Source organism: Paenibacillus sp. J22P169 (assembly GCF_059691995.1).
This window is the reverse complement of the sequence record NZ_JCAUAO010000003.1, coordinates 382,197-397,445: the sequence shown is the minus strand read 5'-3', so window position 1 is coordinate 397,445 and position 15,249 is coordinate 382,197. Positions and strand designations below refer to the sequence as shown.

Sequence of the window (15,249 nt, the reverse complement as noted above, 5' to 3'; positions counted from 1 at the left end):
AGCACCTCAACTGAGATGATTCGAATGAATTATTGGATTGCTCTAACAACATTATTTTCTAGATAAACGTATCTGTACCCTGAGTAAACCCATTTTTGTGATACAGTACTTTTGTTGGCAGGCTCCCCAGTAGTGGAATTAATAATGTCGTTAGGCTTACCCCATCTAGAGTTTGATAATTCAAGAGCCGTCATTCCAATAGCAGGTTCTTTGGGTGAAACTTGTCTATTGTCTGAAGTTGGCGTCATTTGTGTTACCTGATTAGTTGGCTGAGAACACCCACTCATTAAGATAAGACTTGCTAGACAGATAACTATCATTTGATTCTTCCTCATGTTGAAATCCCACCTTACTGCTTTATTTATTATTATACTACAAATATTTGAAATATTTGTAATTTTAATTAGAATTAGGAACGTAATGAAGCCGCCGTTTTATCGTATCGGCAGCTTCCTCCATGCGGGCATTTATTTATACAAGTAAAAAACCACCTCATAAGAGAGTGGTTTTCTTCAATTAATGCTCACCATCCTAATGCTTTCCTTTTCCTTTACCTTTTTCTTCTTTACCTTTATCTTCTTTGCCTTTTTCTTCTTTGCCTTTACCTTCTTTATCTTCCTTACCTTTTTCTTCCTTGCCTTTACCTTCTTTATCATCCTTACCTTTTTCTTCCTTGCCCTTGCCCTTTGCTTCTTTACCTTCTTTGCCTTCTTTACCTTCTTTGCCTTCTTTACCTTCTTTACCTTCTTTACCTTCTTTGCCTTTTCCCTTTTCATCTTTATGTTCGGACCCTTTTGCTGCTTCCTTACCTTCCTTACCGCCTTTTTCCCCTTTTTGTTCTTTTCCCTTTGTCTCTTTTGTCTCTTTGGCTTCTTTATTTTCTTTAGTTTCTTTAGTTTCCTTTGTTTCTTTTACTTCTTGTTCTTTATTGCCACTCTCATTCTTATGTTCACCGTGTTCATGGCCGTGTTTACCATGACCCTTTCCTCCAGGCATGTGCACTACCTCCTAATTTTATAGTTACATGGTCGGCGAATGGACGCTTTTAATATGTTGTATGTTCGTATAAAAGGTCTTGCCTTCCGCTGTAATCATGTGGACGATATTGTTTTCTATTTCTTTTAGTAATCCGATCTTACTTGGGGTTCTACCTAAGTCAATAACAACTATTTTGCCTTCCAGTTTTCTCAATTGTTCCTCGAAGGAGCGTGATAGAGGCAAATCCGAAGGATTTACAGGAAAACATTTTTTATCTAAAAGGTAAGGCGTTTGATAGTCATTGTATGGAATAAGCCATTTCAAATGGTTTAGCGGGATAAACATCGTTTTGTAAACGGGGGAGTAAAATTCGAAGTAATTCGTCATGATATGGGTAATGTAACCATGTATAGGCTGAACTCCTGAAACAAAAATTTCTGTAAATACTCCCTTGGAATTCATTAACATTTTTCTATACGAAATTTTGTCACTATTGATTGGTTTTTCAGTAAGAGCCGAGAAGTCCGTTGAACTTTTTTTGGTATTCGTACTGACATTGAGAATATGAAAAGAAGGAATATATATATAGCGTTCTCCATTATATAAAACTAGAATATCTTGCCCCGCATCCACCAAAATGCCAGTGTGCCATTTATCACCGAGCAATTCAACATCAATAACCGTTCCTAGCTTCTTCTGAAAAAGATCCATCAATGGCACCTCCTTTCACTTAAATAACCAGCCCGTCCATACAACTAAACAAAGAAGGCTTATAAGAAGACCGATGGGAACGATCAAAATTGTCACGTTCATTGAATGGGGCTGCAAGGTCATAACCTTCGCGGGAATCTCGCGCTAAAATATACAAAAAGCAGATAAGTAATTATAATCCCCCCCGCCATGCCGGGTACGAACATCATCGTTGTTTATGTGTTTGCTGACTGTCTAAGCTTCAGAACAATGACAGGGAAGGGTGAGAATTTGATAAAATGTCGGACCATTTTGGAATAAAATAGTCATCATATCTCCCCTCCTCCCCCCTGTTACTAAGATTCAGTAATGGATTATTTTTTTTCAGTATTATCTTGCTTTTGTTCCTTTTGTCCCTCTTTTTTCTCTTGATTTTCTTGATTTTCTTTATTTTCTTTCTTAACACCGTATGACATACTCTTAATATGAAAGTTAAAAATAGTGACCAATTCATGGTTTACAACCATGGTAACAAAATCATCATTCGCCTCTGCCAGAACGCCCTGAACACTTTCATGTCCTCCACGGTTAACTTGGCACCAAAGATTCTTCATGCCTTTCAATAAGCTAACAAAATTGTCTGCTTCCATAACTTTTAATGTTGCAGGAGTCGTCGGTGTAGCCGTCAAGTATTCCACAGAGTCCTTGGTATTTACTGTAAGACTCTTCAGATGACTCGTGTTGTAATAAATAAGTCCATCCTTCTCATTATAGATACCGACATAATCAAACCCCACTGCAACAATCTCACCTTGCCGAGACTCAGGGCCTCCACGATCAAGTCTTACTTGTTTCCCCATCAACACAGAATAATCAAATGCCATGATAATCATTTCCCCCTTCAGGTGGTGGTTAATTTTTCTTGCATGATGTATATATACGCACCTAGCAATGGTTTGTACTAAACGAATGACCCGTCTCTAAAAAACTCCACGTTTATCACTAGAGGGTATTTGTACGTGGATATAAACACAGATCCCCTCCAGTCAATAGAGATACGTTTAACAACTTTAATAAACGCTTCTCATAAATGACTGCAGGGGATTTTAACTTTTCTAAAGATTTACATATTTTTTATATTGGATACATCGGAAATACTGCTTAAGGCAACAACATATACGGTATCTCGCGTAGACAATACGACGATCCCTTCGTTAAGCCCGATAACTGCCGCATTGGATACATCATTTAACTGCTCAGCTAACGTGTTGAAATCAACCTTAGACTTACCGACTAATGGCTTGAACAAACTAAACATAGCTGAGCCTTCGCTGTTATCGGTGTTTTCTTTATCATTCATTAACTTACTATCGAAATCTCCCGTCCATATTTCTAAGCCTATAATAAGATGAATAGGTACGAAATGTTCTACTCCGTTACTTGTGAAGTTTAGTATTTGATTTTCGGCGGAAATAATCTTCGCATTCGAATATTTCCCGTTTGAGTAGTCTGATGTGTGCAATTCCTTCAATTGTTTACCCTTGAGTTGACTTAGAAGACTTTGCATGCCATCCGAACTATTGCAGCATTTGCACCCCCCGTTGCTACACCTATCTTCCTGTTTAGGTGGCCCTGGCGGTTTAGGTTTTGGTGGTCCTGGTGGCTTTGGTGGCCCTGATAATCCAGGTGTTCCTTCTGGTCCTTTCGGTCCTTCTGGTCCCTTCGGTCCTTCTGATCCCTTCGGTCCTTCTGGTCCCTTCGGTCCTTCTGGTCCCTTCGGTCCTTCTGGTCCCCTCGATCCTTTTGGCCCTTCTGGTCCTTCTGGTCCCTTCGGTCCTTTTGGCCCTTCTGGCCCCTTTGGTCCTCTCGGCCCTTCTGGTCCTGCTGGTCCGGCTGGTCCTGCTGGTCCTGGCGGCCCTGCTGGTCCGGCTGGTCCTGGCGGCCCTGCTGGTCCGGCTGGCCCCGGTGGCCCTGCTGGTCCGGCTGGTCCCGGTGGCCCTGCTGGTCCCCTTTCTCCCTTAGGGCATCGCTTACAATGATGTTTTTTGCATTTATGCCTTCTTTTTGCTTTGTGACATGCTTTTTTCTTCTTTTTCTTATGCTTTGTACATTTGCATGGCTCTTTTCGTTTGCATATTATACAAAGCTCCTCTAAGCCACTTTCTTGCGATAGGGAGATGTCTGCCTTTTCCTTTACTTTGTAAGGGCTAAGTTTAGCAACAACTTTTTCAATACGAAACGTTTTCATACCAAAAGCTCTAGGATTAAAAAATACTTGCGTTCGATTAATCATGACGAACCCCTCCTTTCAGTAAATTAGGCTATTGTTACTAGAGAACATTTATCTATGTGGGTGTATGCAATAACAGTGTATGAACCTATAAAATAGCCTGTTCTAGTGAAATAGCACATTAAAAGAAATACGGGCTATTCCCTAGATCGCTCACATTGACGTGACATAACATGCAGTATAAATATCGATTCATGTGATTTGTCAGGTAATGCATACTTATTCTTTCAGGAATGGCTTGTATAGGTCGTTAAAAAATGATATATTTCCATAACTCAAAATGAATAGCACCCAGAATGCCAACTTTACTAGACAGTATAAATCTTGTAGATTTGGCAATAAAAATAAAAAATCCCCTACATAGGGGATTTTCATCTTAAACATTAGCAAACTATGGAATAACCATTTAAATATCGAATAACCCTCTGCCAATCAAGTTTGCAGTAACTGGTTTCATTCCGATTTCTCGTGACCATATCGACAATTGACCAATATGGTGGATCTCGTGGGCGATCACGTGCCGCATCACTTCGCCGTATTTATGGGCTTCCCTTTCCCCTTCATCCGTGATATCAATCATAATGCGTTCTTCCAGACTATCATTCCAATCATAGACAAATGGAGCCAGTTCCACGTGGCAACGGGCGGAAAAATCCCTTAATTGCTGCAAGCTGGCCACTTCCTCGAACGGAGGGATTTCAATCGCCTTTTCTTGTATTCCACCGCATATCCAACCATACTCGACTGCCACAATGTGATACAGCGTGGGAAGGATATATCCTATGCCGCCGGTGCGTCTTTTCAACAACTCCTCCTTGCTCACCGTATCGCACCAATCAAACCAATCTTTGCGAACTTGCCAGTTATACTCGAATAGTTTCAACATGTCGCAGCCTCCTCGAATAATGAACTTACTGAGCAAAAACAACTACACTAATAAAGAGAATAGCAGCAAAAAAAACCGAAGTCGTGAATATGAGAACATCACTTTTATCTTTGTTTATAATTGCTCGAATTGTACTCAAGAAAAACAACATAAAGAAAAAGGATAATAAAGCTAAGGTAATATCCACTAATTTCATCTCTCCGTTCTATGTATTTCTTCTACGAATAATATAAGTATCTGCTTCCATGCCTTTCCTCTTAAAGTCAGTTCCACTCTACTTTTTTTGTTCAAGTAGCCAAGTATATAGCTCTTGGTTGCTCAATGTCGCCCGCATTATGTCGTGTCCCAGATCAGGGTATATAGTAAGTCTTACACTTCCTTGATGCTGTTCTACAGCGGTAACCATGGTTGTCATTTGTTCTAATGGGACAATCTCATCTTTGGCTCCATGAAAAGCCCAAATTGCAGTGCTTTTGAGTTGTTCTGCTTTTGAAACTTGTCCACCTGAACTCAATGGCACAATGGCAGCAAACTTTTTCGGATTATGGATAGCTAAATCCCAAACTCCATACCCTCCCATACTATACCCTATCAAATAAATACGTTTTGGGTCTACCCGATGATTAGCTATAAGCTCATCTACTAAAGCGATAACTGCGTCACGTTCCATATTCCAATAAGACTCACTCGGACACTGTGGGACCGCGACTACAAAAGGTAGTGATATTTTACCTTCATTAGCTATCTCAAGTAACCCATAATTCGATAATTGGGATACATCTTCGCCCCTCCTATTCATACCATGTAAAAAAATAATAAGTCCCCACTCACGAGTTAAGTCTATATATCCTTCAGGATGAGATATAAGATAATCAATCTGTACTTTTTTGTTTATTTCCACACTTAGGGTACTTGATTGTATTGTCATTTAACTATTCCACTCACTTTTCAACAAAGAGAAACAGCGGTTATCGACATACCCGCCCTGAAAGGAGGAATACCCTCTAAGTATGCCATCTTCATGAAAACCGATTTTTTTCAATAACTTTATGGATGGGATTGCATCTACATTCGTAAATGCTTCTATTCGATATATTCCCATTGTTTCAAATCCAAAAGATAGTACGCTGGTCAATATTTCAGTCATGTACCCTTGTCGCCAATGTTTTTTACCTAGATCATACGCGATTTCACCACGTGAACCCCGATGAACTTCCCACCCATTATACCCACATGTCCCTATTAAAGTGTTGTCCTCTTTTTTAATAATTCCCCAACGAATCGCTTTGTTTATATTAAAAAGGTTGTTCATAAAATGAATTAAATTCTCTGCTTGTTCAATATTTTCAAACGGATCTTCTCCCATATCTTTTGTTACATCAGCATCGGAGAATATTTCGAATACCGCTGGCGCATCTTCAATTTGCATCTGACGCAAAATAAATCGTTCAGTCCTTAATTCAGGAAACACATCAAATTTCATATTAAATCAAAACCTCTCTATGCTTGAGTAAAATAGTTACCTTATCAGTTTAACCAGTGGAAAAATATGGGTCAATGGAGATATTCATTATATTTAACTATGCTTTCTCGTGCGTAATAAAGAGGCAGCTAATTGATATCAGCTGCCTCTTATTAAGCTCAGTTAATCATTTGCGTGAATTACAGTTACCTTATTCCACTTGGCTTTAAAATCCTTTTGTACGATTCGTTTTTCATATATAGCAAAACGATGTTTGCTCTCTGAGAAATAAGGGGTTGGCCTAATTATAATTTGAAGTAAATCGTCAATTCCACATGGTGCAGCCAACTGTACATTATCCTGATCGTCTAGCGTCAACCCTAAAGCAGTTGCTGTCTCAGGGAACTTAGACATTGCATCCAAAGAAGAGGAGTATGGAGGAATACTGTTGACTACATGCATTCTTGCCTGGTTTTTCACGGACCAAGGAATGTATGGAATGATTTGTTTTAACTGCTCCTCAAATCGTTTTTCAATATCCTCACTTTTGTTTGAAGCATCAAAATAGATGACATCTACATCCGAAAGTGGTGTTCGTTCTTTAAATTCATGAAGAGTATCCCAGATTTTCGAACGAACAAAGCCTGCACAAACCCACCAATCAGGGAGTTGTAAGGATCGAGCAGCCCTGAGAATGTCCATCATCCATTCATCCGCACATATAAGGGCAATAATATCTTCTCTACTCTTAATCAACTTAAAATCCCCCTAAATAAGAACGTGTATTCCTGTATTATAGAAGGTAAATTTGAATTTGTAAAGTTATCCCATTTTTACGCCTAATAGTTGGATGAAAAAAAAGAAGCTGCCAACAGTATGCTACATTGCAATACTGTTGGCAACATCCACTGGGTAGTGATAAAAACTGTTATTCTACTTTCATGTAATAAAGATTTGTAACATCTTCTTTTGTAATGGTATGTGCGCCAGGCGCAAGTGATACACTGACAATACCATTCGTCATTGCATAACTTGTTCCATCTATCTTGACTTTTAGTCCGTTTGCTGGATTAAACACTAAAGTTAATGTTTTAGCTGTTGTTGTGGTAAAGCCAATATTGGTTGAACTCTCCATTTTTAAACATTGCGTTAGTGTTAAACCATTATATACCACTGTTCCCTTACTTGTTGAAAGGTTCCCTACGATAGTAAAGAAGCTGCTTGTTTTTCCATCTGTGGTAAAGTTATGAACAATTGAAGTACCCGGTGTAGCTGTTGGTGCTGGTGTAGTTGTTGGTGTAGTTGTTGGTGCCGGTGTAGTTGTTGGTGTAGTTGTTGGTGCCGGTGTACCCGTTGGCGGTGTTGAATTACCCCCTACAGATACAAGTTGAGTTGTGTAATTTAGTATTTTAGTCATCAGTGGTGAATTAAGAGTAGACGAAATGTCATCAACGGAATCAACAAAATCCCATGTAAAGTCTCCCTTATTTAGGCGACCCGCTTCTGCCGTAACAACTTGTTCAACCGTGCTTACACTATCAATGTCAGCTGTAGTTACTCCCGTATCTTTTAACGTATCAAAGTTATTATAAGCAGTTCCACCTACTAATGTTTTGTATGAACTTGGAACTGTTTCATTTCTTGTCGAAGCTAAGTATGCATCAAATGATGTTGCATTAGCCGGAGCTGTTCCTGCATTGGAATTTGCATAAATAAGACTATTAGGATTATCAATCATATTATTGTAGGCTTTAATCATGCCTCCTGCTTCACCGGAGAATGTACCTTCTGCCCCACCTGCAATATCCGTGCCTTGTAAAGAAATCATCATTGGATTATGAGCATTTCTCCAATAATTTGATTCTACAAAGGCATTACTTGCGGTTGTAGCACCAGTACCATATTTTGAGACTCCATCAAAGAAGTTATTATAGATATGAATAGATCCTGTTCGTATACGTGGATGACGAGAGTCTGAATGATCAAACCAGTTGTGGTGGAATGTTGCAAAGAATTCTGCTGATTCATCAAAACCGACTAGAGCAGCTTTTCCGGAATCCCAATAGTGATTGTAAGAGATTGTAAGATAAGTTGATCCTTTTTTAAGGTCAGTTGAACCATCGCCTTTTGCTTGGTCAGCATCTCCGCCTGCTTTTCCATATAAAATATCATTATTATGCACCCAAACATTAACATTACCTGTATCAAGTGAAACGCCATCGTCAGGGAATAACGCTATACCAAAGTTCCTTACTTCTACATTACCGACAGCTCTAAGTAGGAATCCCCATCCATAAGCATAAGCATCTTGTCCGATACCCTCTAATGTAATATTCATTTCCGCATAATTTGCGTTACCTTTTACTTGAAGAAATCCACTGCTGTTAAGTTGTCCACTCATGTTAGCATCTGTCACTTTTCCAATAAATCTGATTGCAAGTGGTGTTTTGTCATAGCCTTTTTGTCTTAGTGCCATAATTGCACCTAGTCCAACACCTGTTTGTTTAGTACCTGAGCTACTAGTTATCACATCAAGAGTTACAGTTTGTGCAGTAGCAGATGTTATATAAATAACTTGAGCACCACTCTTAAGTGTTCCATCATCATTATAAGCACCTGAACCTGTGCCAAATGGTGAGTTATTTGAAAAAGCAAAACCAGATCTGTCATGTGCCGTTACTGACAGCGTATTTGTAACCGTACTTTCTTTTGAACCATCTGACAATGTTGCTTCAACTTTCATTATGTAACTTCCAGCTGCAAGTCCTACAGCATCAGCTCTCCAATATGCAGCGTATTTTCGGATTAATTGCGTATCAATTTGTTTATATTGCGAATCTGCTGCACTTGCAGGTTTAACATATACATTATAGCCCTGAGCATTGCTTACAGGTGACCATTCTACAAAGGCCGTCTCATTCCAGCCTCCACTGCCCGTGATCGAAATACCGATAGCATGTACGGCCTTACTGGCCACTCCACTTGCGATTATAGATAGCGCTAGAGCAAACAATAAAACGTAACTCGTTAACTTTGTAACATTTTTTTTCAATGTAATTCCTCCCGCGTATAATTATTGTAACGCTTCAGAAACCGCTTACAATTTTGCACATCCCCCCTCGCATCATCAAAGCTCAGACTCAGCTTATCAGTTTTGAATGAGGTGCCGAAACAATCATTTGAACATATCTACCGTTTTTCTGAGTTAATGATTATCGCCTGGAAATATGATACTCCCGACAAATCTTCAAATAACTGGGATCATTATAGGTGTAAGCAAAAAAGCTGCCAATTCGGTTGGCAGCGTGCATATTTGAATCATATCTGTGATATACCTTGCCCCCAATCGACTGCAGCTCAATGATGTGGTTAAATACGAGCAATCCCACATCGAGCCGGCCAAACCCTACATTGGTACAGGTAGGCGTGCAAGCAATATTCCAGCACCAGCTGAAAGGCCCTTCTGGTACAGAGGTGTAGTAGTTTCCTCCCCAGCTGTCCCCGTTCACATCCTCGGCATAGTAATAGTACCTGCTGCCCCCAACATAATGAATCTCATGTAAATTCAGATAACTGGTGGAAAACATGTAATCGGTATGAAGAAATAACTGAAAGATTAGTTTAAAGCCTATATAAAACACAACGATCACCTTAAAAAGTACAATAAAGAAAATTTTTCCAAGGTTATATTTAATAGCAAGATTACTTATCATTCCATTCCACTCAAAAGGGGTGTCTTCTCTAACATGTATGTAGCTAATCTATTACTCGTCTTATCTCTCAGCTGTTTGCTGACAGCTTCAGGCTGTTCAGGCAATTCATTTTCTTCAGACACTCCAGTTAAACATGTCAAGAAGTCGGTAGAGTTGAAAGTCGCTACTGTAACGGCGAGTGGGGATGACGGCAATGTACCAGCAAATACGGTCGACCATCGCTTCGACTCTCGGTGGTCAGTCAATGGAGATCGTCAATGGATCCTGTATGACTTGGGCTTAAAAAGTTCTGTTTCATCCTTACAAATTGCATTCTATCAAGGCAACACACGCAGTTCATCCTTTGATATCGAACTATCCGATGATGCACAAACTTTCCGTAACGTGCTCTCTACGAAAAGCTCTGGGACCTCTAACGAAATGGAAACATTCGAATTCCCAGAAACCGAAGCCCGCTTTGTACGTATTCTCGGACATGGTAACTCGACAGGAAACGGCTGGAACAGCATTTCGGAAACCTCGATTTTTGGCAAGAATGAAAATTCTGTAATAGCAATGGAGATTCCCCCCATTCCCGGACAATTAAAAGTAGTGGCAGGAGACAGCGAGGCTTATCTATCTTGGACACCCTCCACAGCTGCCGAAAAATATGTGATACAACGCAGTACTATGCCTGAAAGTGGATTCGAGACCATTCATAACTTTGTATCAACTACTACGTATAAAGATTCCAATCTAATTGATGGAAAAACCTATTATTATCAAGTTGCAGCAGCCAATACATTAGGGGAAAGTAAGTATTCCCCTTCTGTTTCAGTAAAACCTGAGTGGAAGAACAACCCTGCTGACATGTCTCAATCCTCACAGTTGAAACGCATCACGTTCCAGAGTGCCGCTTTAGGCAAAGACATGCTTCTCAGTTTATACCTACCCAAAGGCTACGATGCAAATAAGAAGTACCCTGTTTTATATTTATATCACGGCTTCAATGGCAATGAGACAAACTGGATGCCTGGGGTAGGAATCGAGAAAAAGGCAGATGAACTCATTGCTTCCGGCAAAATCGATCCTATCATTATCGTGGCCCCTCAGGCCGATAACGGATATGGCCTTAACACGCCCAATGTAGGCATCGGAGGAAAGTATGAGGATTACATCACCCAGGAAGTTATTCAATTTGTGGACTCCCATTTGAGTACAATTTCAAACCGTGAAGGACGTTATATCGGTGGTCAATCCATGGGGGGATTTATTAGTTTGCACAGTGCATTTCGCCATCCGGATTTATTTAGTAAGGTGGGCGGACATATGCCGGCTGTCTGGCTTGATGATTTTTCGAAAGTCGGGGACTTGAAAACCTTTCTTTATCCTACTGATGAGATTAGAAAAGAAAGAGATCCGCTGATCATCGCCAAAACTGCTGAACTACAACAACTTCAGGTCTATCTGGATTGTGGTGATCAAGATGATAATAAATTTTATGAAGGTACGGAGAAGCTCCATCAACTGCTCACTCAGCGTGGTATCCAATCCGAATATCATCATAGTTCAGGTAAACATGATAGCAATTATATTCGTGCAAATGTAGAGAAGTATTTAATTTTTTACGCAGGAAAATAAGTTACAGAACGCGCAATAAGGCTGCCGGTCATTTTCGCGGCAGCCTCCTTTTGTTATTATTCTGCTCTCGTACCTATAGCCACCTTAGAAAAGATTTATTGACCATCTGTACATTATTCTTTACTGCCCAATTAACTAAATCCGCGATGCCACTGTCTTCATCCTTTGAAAACCTAAAACACATATGAATCGGGACCATATTCTTCCCATATGGTTTTATTCCAATATTGGGTCTGAAGTATCCCATGTTCATCATTACCTTAATTTCATTCGCTTGAATGGTACGCCCGTTTAATTGGATTTTATTATTGTATATGCATAACTCCGTAGGTTTCTTAAATGTTCTGTACAATGTCAATAATAAAATAACTAAGCATAGAAGAAACATTGCCACACTTACCACTAAAAGAATTACGCTCTTCTCTTCATTCAATAGGTTGATTGCATTATTTAGTGAAATCAAACTTATTATCATCATGGACATCATGATTCGTATACCAGAAGGATTCTTAACGGAATGTTTTATAATCTCAATATTAATTTCCCCTTTACCCACATCAACCAGCAGCCTTGTTTTGTTCGTCTATTTTGCTATCGTTCTGCTCTAGATTAACTTGGTGGCGTACAAATTAGAAGCATATTTCCTCCTAGGTCAATAATTTCCAGAAAATTGCGTATCTAAATTATTCCACATAGTCTATGATCAGATGGAACATAAGTCGTATCAATAATGCCTCTATTCCCGTTACAAAACCATGTTTATGATCCGTTCACACCAATCACGTCTTTCTTCCAAACCCGTTAATTGACTAAGTGAACGATTAAGCCTATAGAACTCGGGAATCATGCTGTTTAATGTATTCATTATATCATTATGACCACGGCTGCTATCCCAACAATCAAGTAAGGACAATTGCCAATCCTTTAAATAACTTCTCTCCCCTTCAAGCTTAGACCATACACCCCATGAACTATCCACTCTTCTGCCCATTTCCATATACCATCCGTAAGCCATCATCCATCGAAAAGAGTTAAGATTTGATAATGCATAATACATCTCATTTCGCATAACTGCTCGATAGGTTTCGTGTACATAGGCAAATATCTTCCCCCTCCACATCTCCACTTCTTCGGATGTTGGCTTATACGCTAGTGCTTCGGACATTGCTAGAACCTCTTTCAGGAGAGTCTGGGGATCGTATAAAACTTTAAGCCCTTGCATCCAAATGGAAGACTGCACTTCACTTGGCTCCTGGTACCATGTATCTACTTTAACAAAACAATCATAATGCACAACGAGGACTGGACTTTGAAGCGAAGTATACTCATAGTACAGCACTTCCCCCCAATTCGTTGGTCGAACATGTTTGGCCTGTATAAAATCCTGCTTTTTCTCGGGAGCAACAATGATATGCAGGTCGATATCTGAATAATGATCATAGTTTCCTTTCGCCAAGGAACCACCAAGATAAATGGCTAGAACATCTGAATCATTCGTTAAATCATGTAAAGCATTCTCCAACAACTTCTCACGATGCCTTGGCAATGCTAAATCTCGTTCTCCGAAATTGGATTGAAACCCCATGCTTAGCCACTCCTTTTAAGATCGTCCGTTAAGTCGTGAATCTATAACTTCCAGTGAAACCATCGACCATGTCCATCTGTTTCTGCCAACGTTTCTCTACGTTCATTACCGCCTACATAGTAATCAAGATGGAGTTCAAGATCCCACATATTATTATATAGATGGAACACATCCCTTTCTTTTCCGAAGTTTCGAATGTGCTCATTCAATTGCGTCTTAGCCTCGTAAGATAACTGGTTAGCCACATGCGTATGAAAAACACATAGTGTTGAATCCTTCGCTATCCAGGGTACCATTTTCGGAAGTAAAGCAATGCCATCTCCCTCAATTAGCTCTAAGGGTTGCTTTTCTAAGCTTTTTGCCGCTTTCTCAAAATTAGAAATTCGTTCCTTATGCTCTGGCCATATCAAGGCTTTCAGCCACAAATAATCTTCAGGATCATTTAGATTATTAACGTGCAAATCTAGACCGATCCTCGATGATACTGGTGGACTGTGATCAAGAAGAAATGGCATCTTCTCACCCCTGATTTCTGATACTATCTCTAATTCGGATTGTTTACTTCCATACCTTTTGTTCGAGTTATAAGAGTAGCTGTATTTATCCCAAATGAGTTGCAAGCCGGCACTTGTTCCTATTTCTATGAGAGCCAACGGTTTTTTGGTTATGTTATAGATATAACAAAAACTGGGGTACAAGTAGGCACAGCGTCTCACTTCGTTCGTTTGTACAAGCTTGCTTTCCAGAACCTGAATAATCTCATTCTCGTACAACTTACAAAAGTCCCGAAAACAATCGATCGCTGCCAATGACTCCCTAGGTTGATCCACAATACTGGCATAATACTCAGCTAATTCGTGTTCTATCCCTCCTAATAGCAAATAGTGAACAGCACCCAGTAAAAGGTTAGGAATGGGTTGATCTGGCCTCGAATATGCGGCTAATTCAAGTAATTTCGTGTCATTAGCAATATGCTCTGCGAGATGTTCATATAAATTGCTGGAACCCCTACACTCCCTTTTTGCAAAAACCTTAAAACGCTCCGAAAGTACGTTCATCTCCAAATCACACACCACCTTACTTCCAATTAATGGTATGATAACATGGAAAAGCCATAAATAATACTTCATCATTTGTATTGAATACATAAATAATATTTATCAGTTTTAATATTTAAAAAATAAAACAGGCTCCCCAGTATGCTGGAACCTGTTTCCCATTAGCGTGTAGCGGATGCATACTCACACACGATGAATATCGCCATTCTTTCTTACTGGCGAGTTAACTAAGGATAATATCTTACTTGCTACATGAGCAGGATCGGCAAGGTTGCCTTCTCGTTTCTGTGTCGCAAAAAATTCCGATAATTGAAAATCAGAATCACGTGCTGCTTTTTGCATTTTTGTATCCATCATGCCTGGATCAACTGCAAAGATGTGAACACCATTGTGCTCACCATCTTGCTCAAGCCCCACACATTGAGAGAACATATTCAAGGCCGATTTAGTCGAACAGTACAGACTCATACTTTGGGCCGGATACTGAGCCGATCCAGAAGAGATATTTACTATCCTTCTTTTTACTTCCCATCCGGTAGTTAAGCTGATAAAGCAGGAGGTAAGCAGAATAGGTGTCGTTAAGTTCAGTTGAATATTTCCCATGATTTCTTCTTGCGTGCAATCCTGTATATCTTTGATGGGGGATACGGAAGCGGCATTATTGATGAGTGTTATAGAGTCTATCTTATTCGGATCAATTGTTGAAATAATCTCCAGCATAATACGACTTAAGTTCTCTACACGAGTAAGATCAAGTGAGTAGAACTCATATCGATATCCTGAGGCTTGCCTCAAGATGTCATCATTTTCAGTTCGAGATAAACAAAACACATCGTTTTCTTCTGATAAAAGTTGTCTAGACATTTCGGCACCAAGTCCACTTGATGCTCCTGTAATTATGTATACGTGGTTCGACAAGCAATCACCTCATTTCCAATGGTACAAGCAACCTAAATTTTACCACCAT

The 15,249-nt window shown here is 39.7% G+C and carries 16 protein-coding genes; 2 read left to right on the top strand and 14 right to left on the bottom strand.

What is annotated here, in order from left to right:
* Window positions 1-29: 29 nt before the first annotated feature.
* From AC58QG_RS19530 to AC58QG_RS19510, 5 genes are all read right to left on the bottom strand, one after another.
* A complete protein-coding gene (locus AC58QG_RS19530; protein WP_497363799.1) occupies window positions 30-335 on the bottom strand; it encodes a hypothetical protein in 306 nt (101 codons plus the stop codon).
* Between the two features lie 196 nt (window positions 336-531).
* Window positions 532-996 (bottom strand): hypothetical protein, encoded by a 465-nt coding sequence (locus tag AC58QG_RS19525; RefSeq protein WP_497363798.1) that lies wholly within the window; start codon window positions 994-996, stop codon window positions 532-534.
* A 24-nt stretch (window positions 997-1,020) separates the two neighbouring features.
* On the bottom strand, window positions 1,021-1,689 hold the full coding sequence (locus tag AC58QG_RS19520) for a YwrJ family protein (RefSeq protein ID WP_497363797.1): 669 nt from the start codon (window positions 1,687-1,689) through the stop codon (window positions 1,021-1,023).
* Between the two features lie 353 nt (window positions 1,690-2,042).
* Window positions 2,043-2,552, bottom strand: coding sequence for a hypothetical protein (locus AC58QG_RS19515; RefSeq protein WP_497363796.1), 510 nt, complete (start codon window positions 2,550-2,552; stop codon window positions 2,043-2,045).
* 239 nt (window positions 2,553-2,791) lie between these two features.
* Window positions 2,792-3,235 carry a hypothetical protein gene (locus tag AC58QG_RS19510; RefSeq protein ID WP_497363795.1) on the bottom strand — a complete coding sequence of 148 codons (444 nt, stop codon included), beginning with the start codon at window positions 3,233-3,235 and terminating at the stop codon, window positions 2,792-2,794.
* Here AC58QG_RS19510 and AC58QG_RS19505 point away from each other — a divergent pair.
* Window positions 3,234-3,707 carry a hypothetical protein gene (locus tag AC58QG_RS19505; protein WP_497363794.1) on the top strand — a complete coding sequence of 158 codons (474 nt, stop codon included), beginning with the start codon at window positions 3,234-3,236 and terminating at the stop codon, window positions 3,705-3,707. The two genes, AC58QG_RS19510 and AC58QG_RS19505, sit on opposite strands and share 2 nt — an antisense overlap.
* Before the next feature lie 657 nt (window positions 3,708-4,364).
* Here AC58QG_RS19505 and AC58QG_RS19500 read toward each other — a convergent pair.
* The 6 genes from AC58QG_RS19500 to AC58QG_RS19475 all read right to left on the bottom strand — a co-directional run bounded on the left by AC58QG_RS19500 (window position 4,365) and on the right by AC58QG_RS19475 (window position 9,956).
* Window positions 4,365-4,844, bottom strand: a complete 480-nt coding sequence (locus AC58QG_RS19500) for a DinB family protein (RefSeq protein WP_497363793.1) — start codon at window positions 4,842-4,844, stop codon at window positions 4,365-4,367.
* A gap of 274 nt (window positions 4,845-5,118) precedes the next feature.
* On the bottom strand, window positions 5,119-5,772 hold the full coding sequence (locus AC58QG_RS19495; protein WP_497363792.1) for a carboxylesterase family protein: 654 nt from the start codon (window positions 5,770-5,772) through the stop codon (window positions 5,119-5,121).
* Complete coding sequence (locus tag AC58QG_RS19490; protein WP_497363791.1) at window positions 5,773-6,327, bottom strand: GNAT family N-acetyltransferase; 555 nt, start codon at window positions 6,325-6,327, stop codon at window positions 5,773-5,775.
* A 162-nt stretch (window positions 6,328-6,489) separates the two neighbouring features.
* Complete coding sequence (locus AC58QG_RS19485) at window positions 6,490-7,011, bottom strand: nucleotidyltransferase family protein (RefSeq protein ID WP_497363928.1); 522 nt, start codon at window positions 7,009-7,011, stop codon at window positions 6,490-6,492.
* Between the two features lie 223 nt (window positions 7,012-7,234).
* Window positions 7,235-9,358, bottom strand: coding sequence for a pectate lyase family protein (locus AC58QG_RS19480; protein ID WP_497363790.1), 2,124 nt, complete (start codon window positions 9,356-9,358; stop codon window positions 7,235-7,237).
* A gap of 160 nt (window positions 9,359-9,518) precedes the next feature.
* The gene (locus AC58QG_RS19475) at window positions 9,519-9,956 is read right to left on the bottom strand and encodes a hypothetical protein (RefSeq protein WP_497363789.1); all 438 of its coding nucleotides are present in this window, start codon (window positions 9,954-9,956) and stop codon (window positions 9,519-9,521) included.
* A 96-nt stretch (window positions 9,957-10,052) separates the two neighbouring features.
* Between AC58QG_RS19475 and AC58QG_RS19470 the strand changes: the two genes are divergently transcribed.
* Entirely contained in the window at window positions 10,053-11,639 is a 1,587-nt protein-coding gene (locus tag AC58QG_RS19470; RefSeq protein WP_497363788.1) for an alpha/beta hydrolase-fold protein, read from the top strand.
* 745 nt (window positions 11,640-12,384) lie between these two features.
* Here AC58QG_RS19470 and AC58QG_RS19465 read toward each other — a convergent pair.
* From AC58QG_RS19465 to AC58QG_RS19455, 3 genes are all read right to left on the bottom strand, one after another.
* Window positions 12,385-13,224 carry an aminoglycoside 6-adenylyltransferase gene (locus tag AC58QG_RS19465; protein WP_497363787.1) on the bottom strand — a complete coding sequence of 280 codons (840 nt, stop codon included), beginning with the start codon at window positions 13,222-13,224 and terminating at the stop codon, window positions 12,385-12,387.
* A gap of 41 nt (window positions 13,225-13,265) precedes the next feature.
* The gene (locus tag AC58QG_RS19460; protein ID WP_497363927.1) at window positions 13,266-14,282 is read right to left on the bottom strand and encodes a DUF2332 domain-containing protein; all 1,017 of its coding nucleotides are present in this window, start codon (window positions 14,280-14,282) and stop codon (window positions 13,266-13,268) included.
* A 183-nt stretch (window positions 14,283-14,465) separates the two neighbouring features.
* Window positions 14,466-15,200 carry an SDR family NAD(P)-dependent oxidoreductase gene (locus AC58QG_RS19455; protein WP_497363786.1) on the bottom strand — a complete coding sequence of 245 codons (735 nt, stop codon included), beginning with the start codon at window positions 15,198-15,200 and terminating at the stop codon, window positions 14,466-14,468.
* Window positions 15,201-15,249 lie beyond the last annotated feature (49 nt).

Coding starts and splice junctions, on each gene's coding strand:
- AC58QG_RS19520 (WP_497363797.1), bottom strand. CDS start 1,689: ATGGATCTTTTTCAGAAGAAGCTAGGAACGGTTATTGATGTTGAATTG.
- AC58QG_RS19495 (WP_497363792.1), bottom strand. CDS start 5,772: ATGACAATACAATCAAGTACCCTAAGTGTGGAAATAAACAAAAAAGTA.
- AC58QG_RS19470 (WP_497363788.1), top strand. CDS start 10,053: ATGTATGTAGCTAATCTATTACTCGTCTTATCTCTCAGCTGTTTGCTG.
- AC58QG_RS19505 (WP_497363794.1), top strand. CDS start 3,234: ATGCCATCCGAACTATTGCAGCATTTGCACCCCCCGTTGCTACACCTA.
- AC58QG_RS19485 (WP_497363928.1), bottom strand. CDS start 7,011: ATGATGGACATTCTCAGGGCTGCTCGATCCTTACAACTCCCTGATTGG.
- AC58QG_RS19465 (WP_497363787.1), bottom strand. CDS start 13,224: ATGGGGTTTCAATCCAATTTCGGAGAACGAGATTTAGCATTGCCAAGG.
- AC58QG_RS19525 (WP_497363798.1), bottom strand. CDS start 996: ATGCCTGGAGGAAAGGGTCATGGTAAACACGGCCATGAACACGGTGAA.
- AC58QG_RS19500 (WP_497363793.1), bottom strand. CDS start 4,844: ATGTTGAAACTATTCGAGTATAACTGGCAAGTTCGCAAAGATTGGTTT.
- AC58QG_RS19510 (WP_497363795.1), bottom strand. CDS start 3,235: ATGCAAAGTCTTCTAAGTCAACTCAAGGGTAAACAATTGAAGGAATTG.
- AC58QG_RS19530 (WP_497363799.1), bottom strand. CDS start 335: ATGAGGAAGAATCAAATGATAGTTATCTGTCTAGCAAGTCTTATCTTA.
- AC58QG_RS19490 (WP_497363791.1), bottom strand. CDS start 6,327: ATGAAATTTGATGTGTTTCCTGAATTAAGGACTGAACGATTTATTTTG.
- AC58QG_RS19460 (WP_497363927.1), bottom strand. CDS start 14,282: ATGAACGTACTTTCGGAGCGTTTTAAGGTTTTTGCAAAAAGGGAGTGT.
- AC58QG_RS19515 (WP_497363796.1), bottom strand. CDS start 2,552: ATGGCATTTGATTATTCTGTGTTGATGGGGAAACAAGTAAGACTTGAT.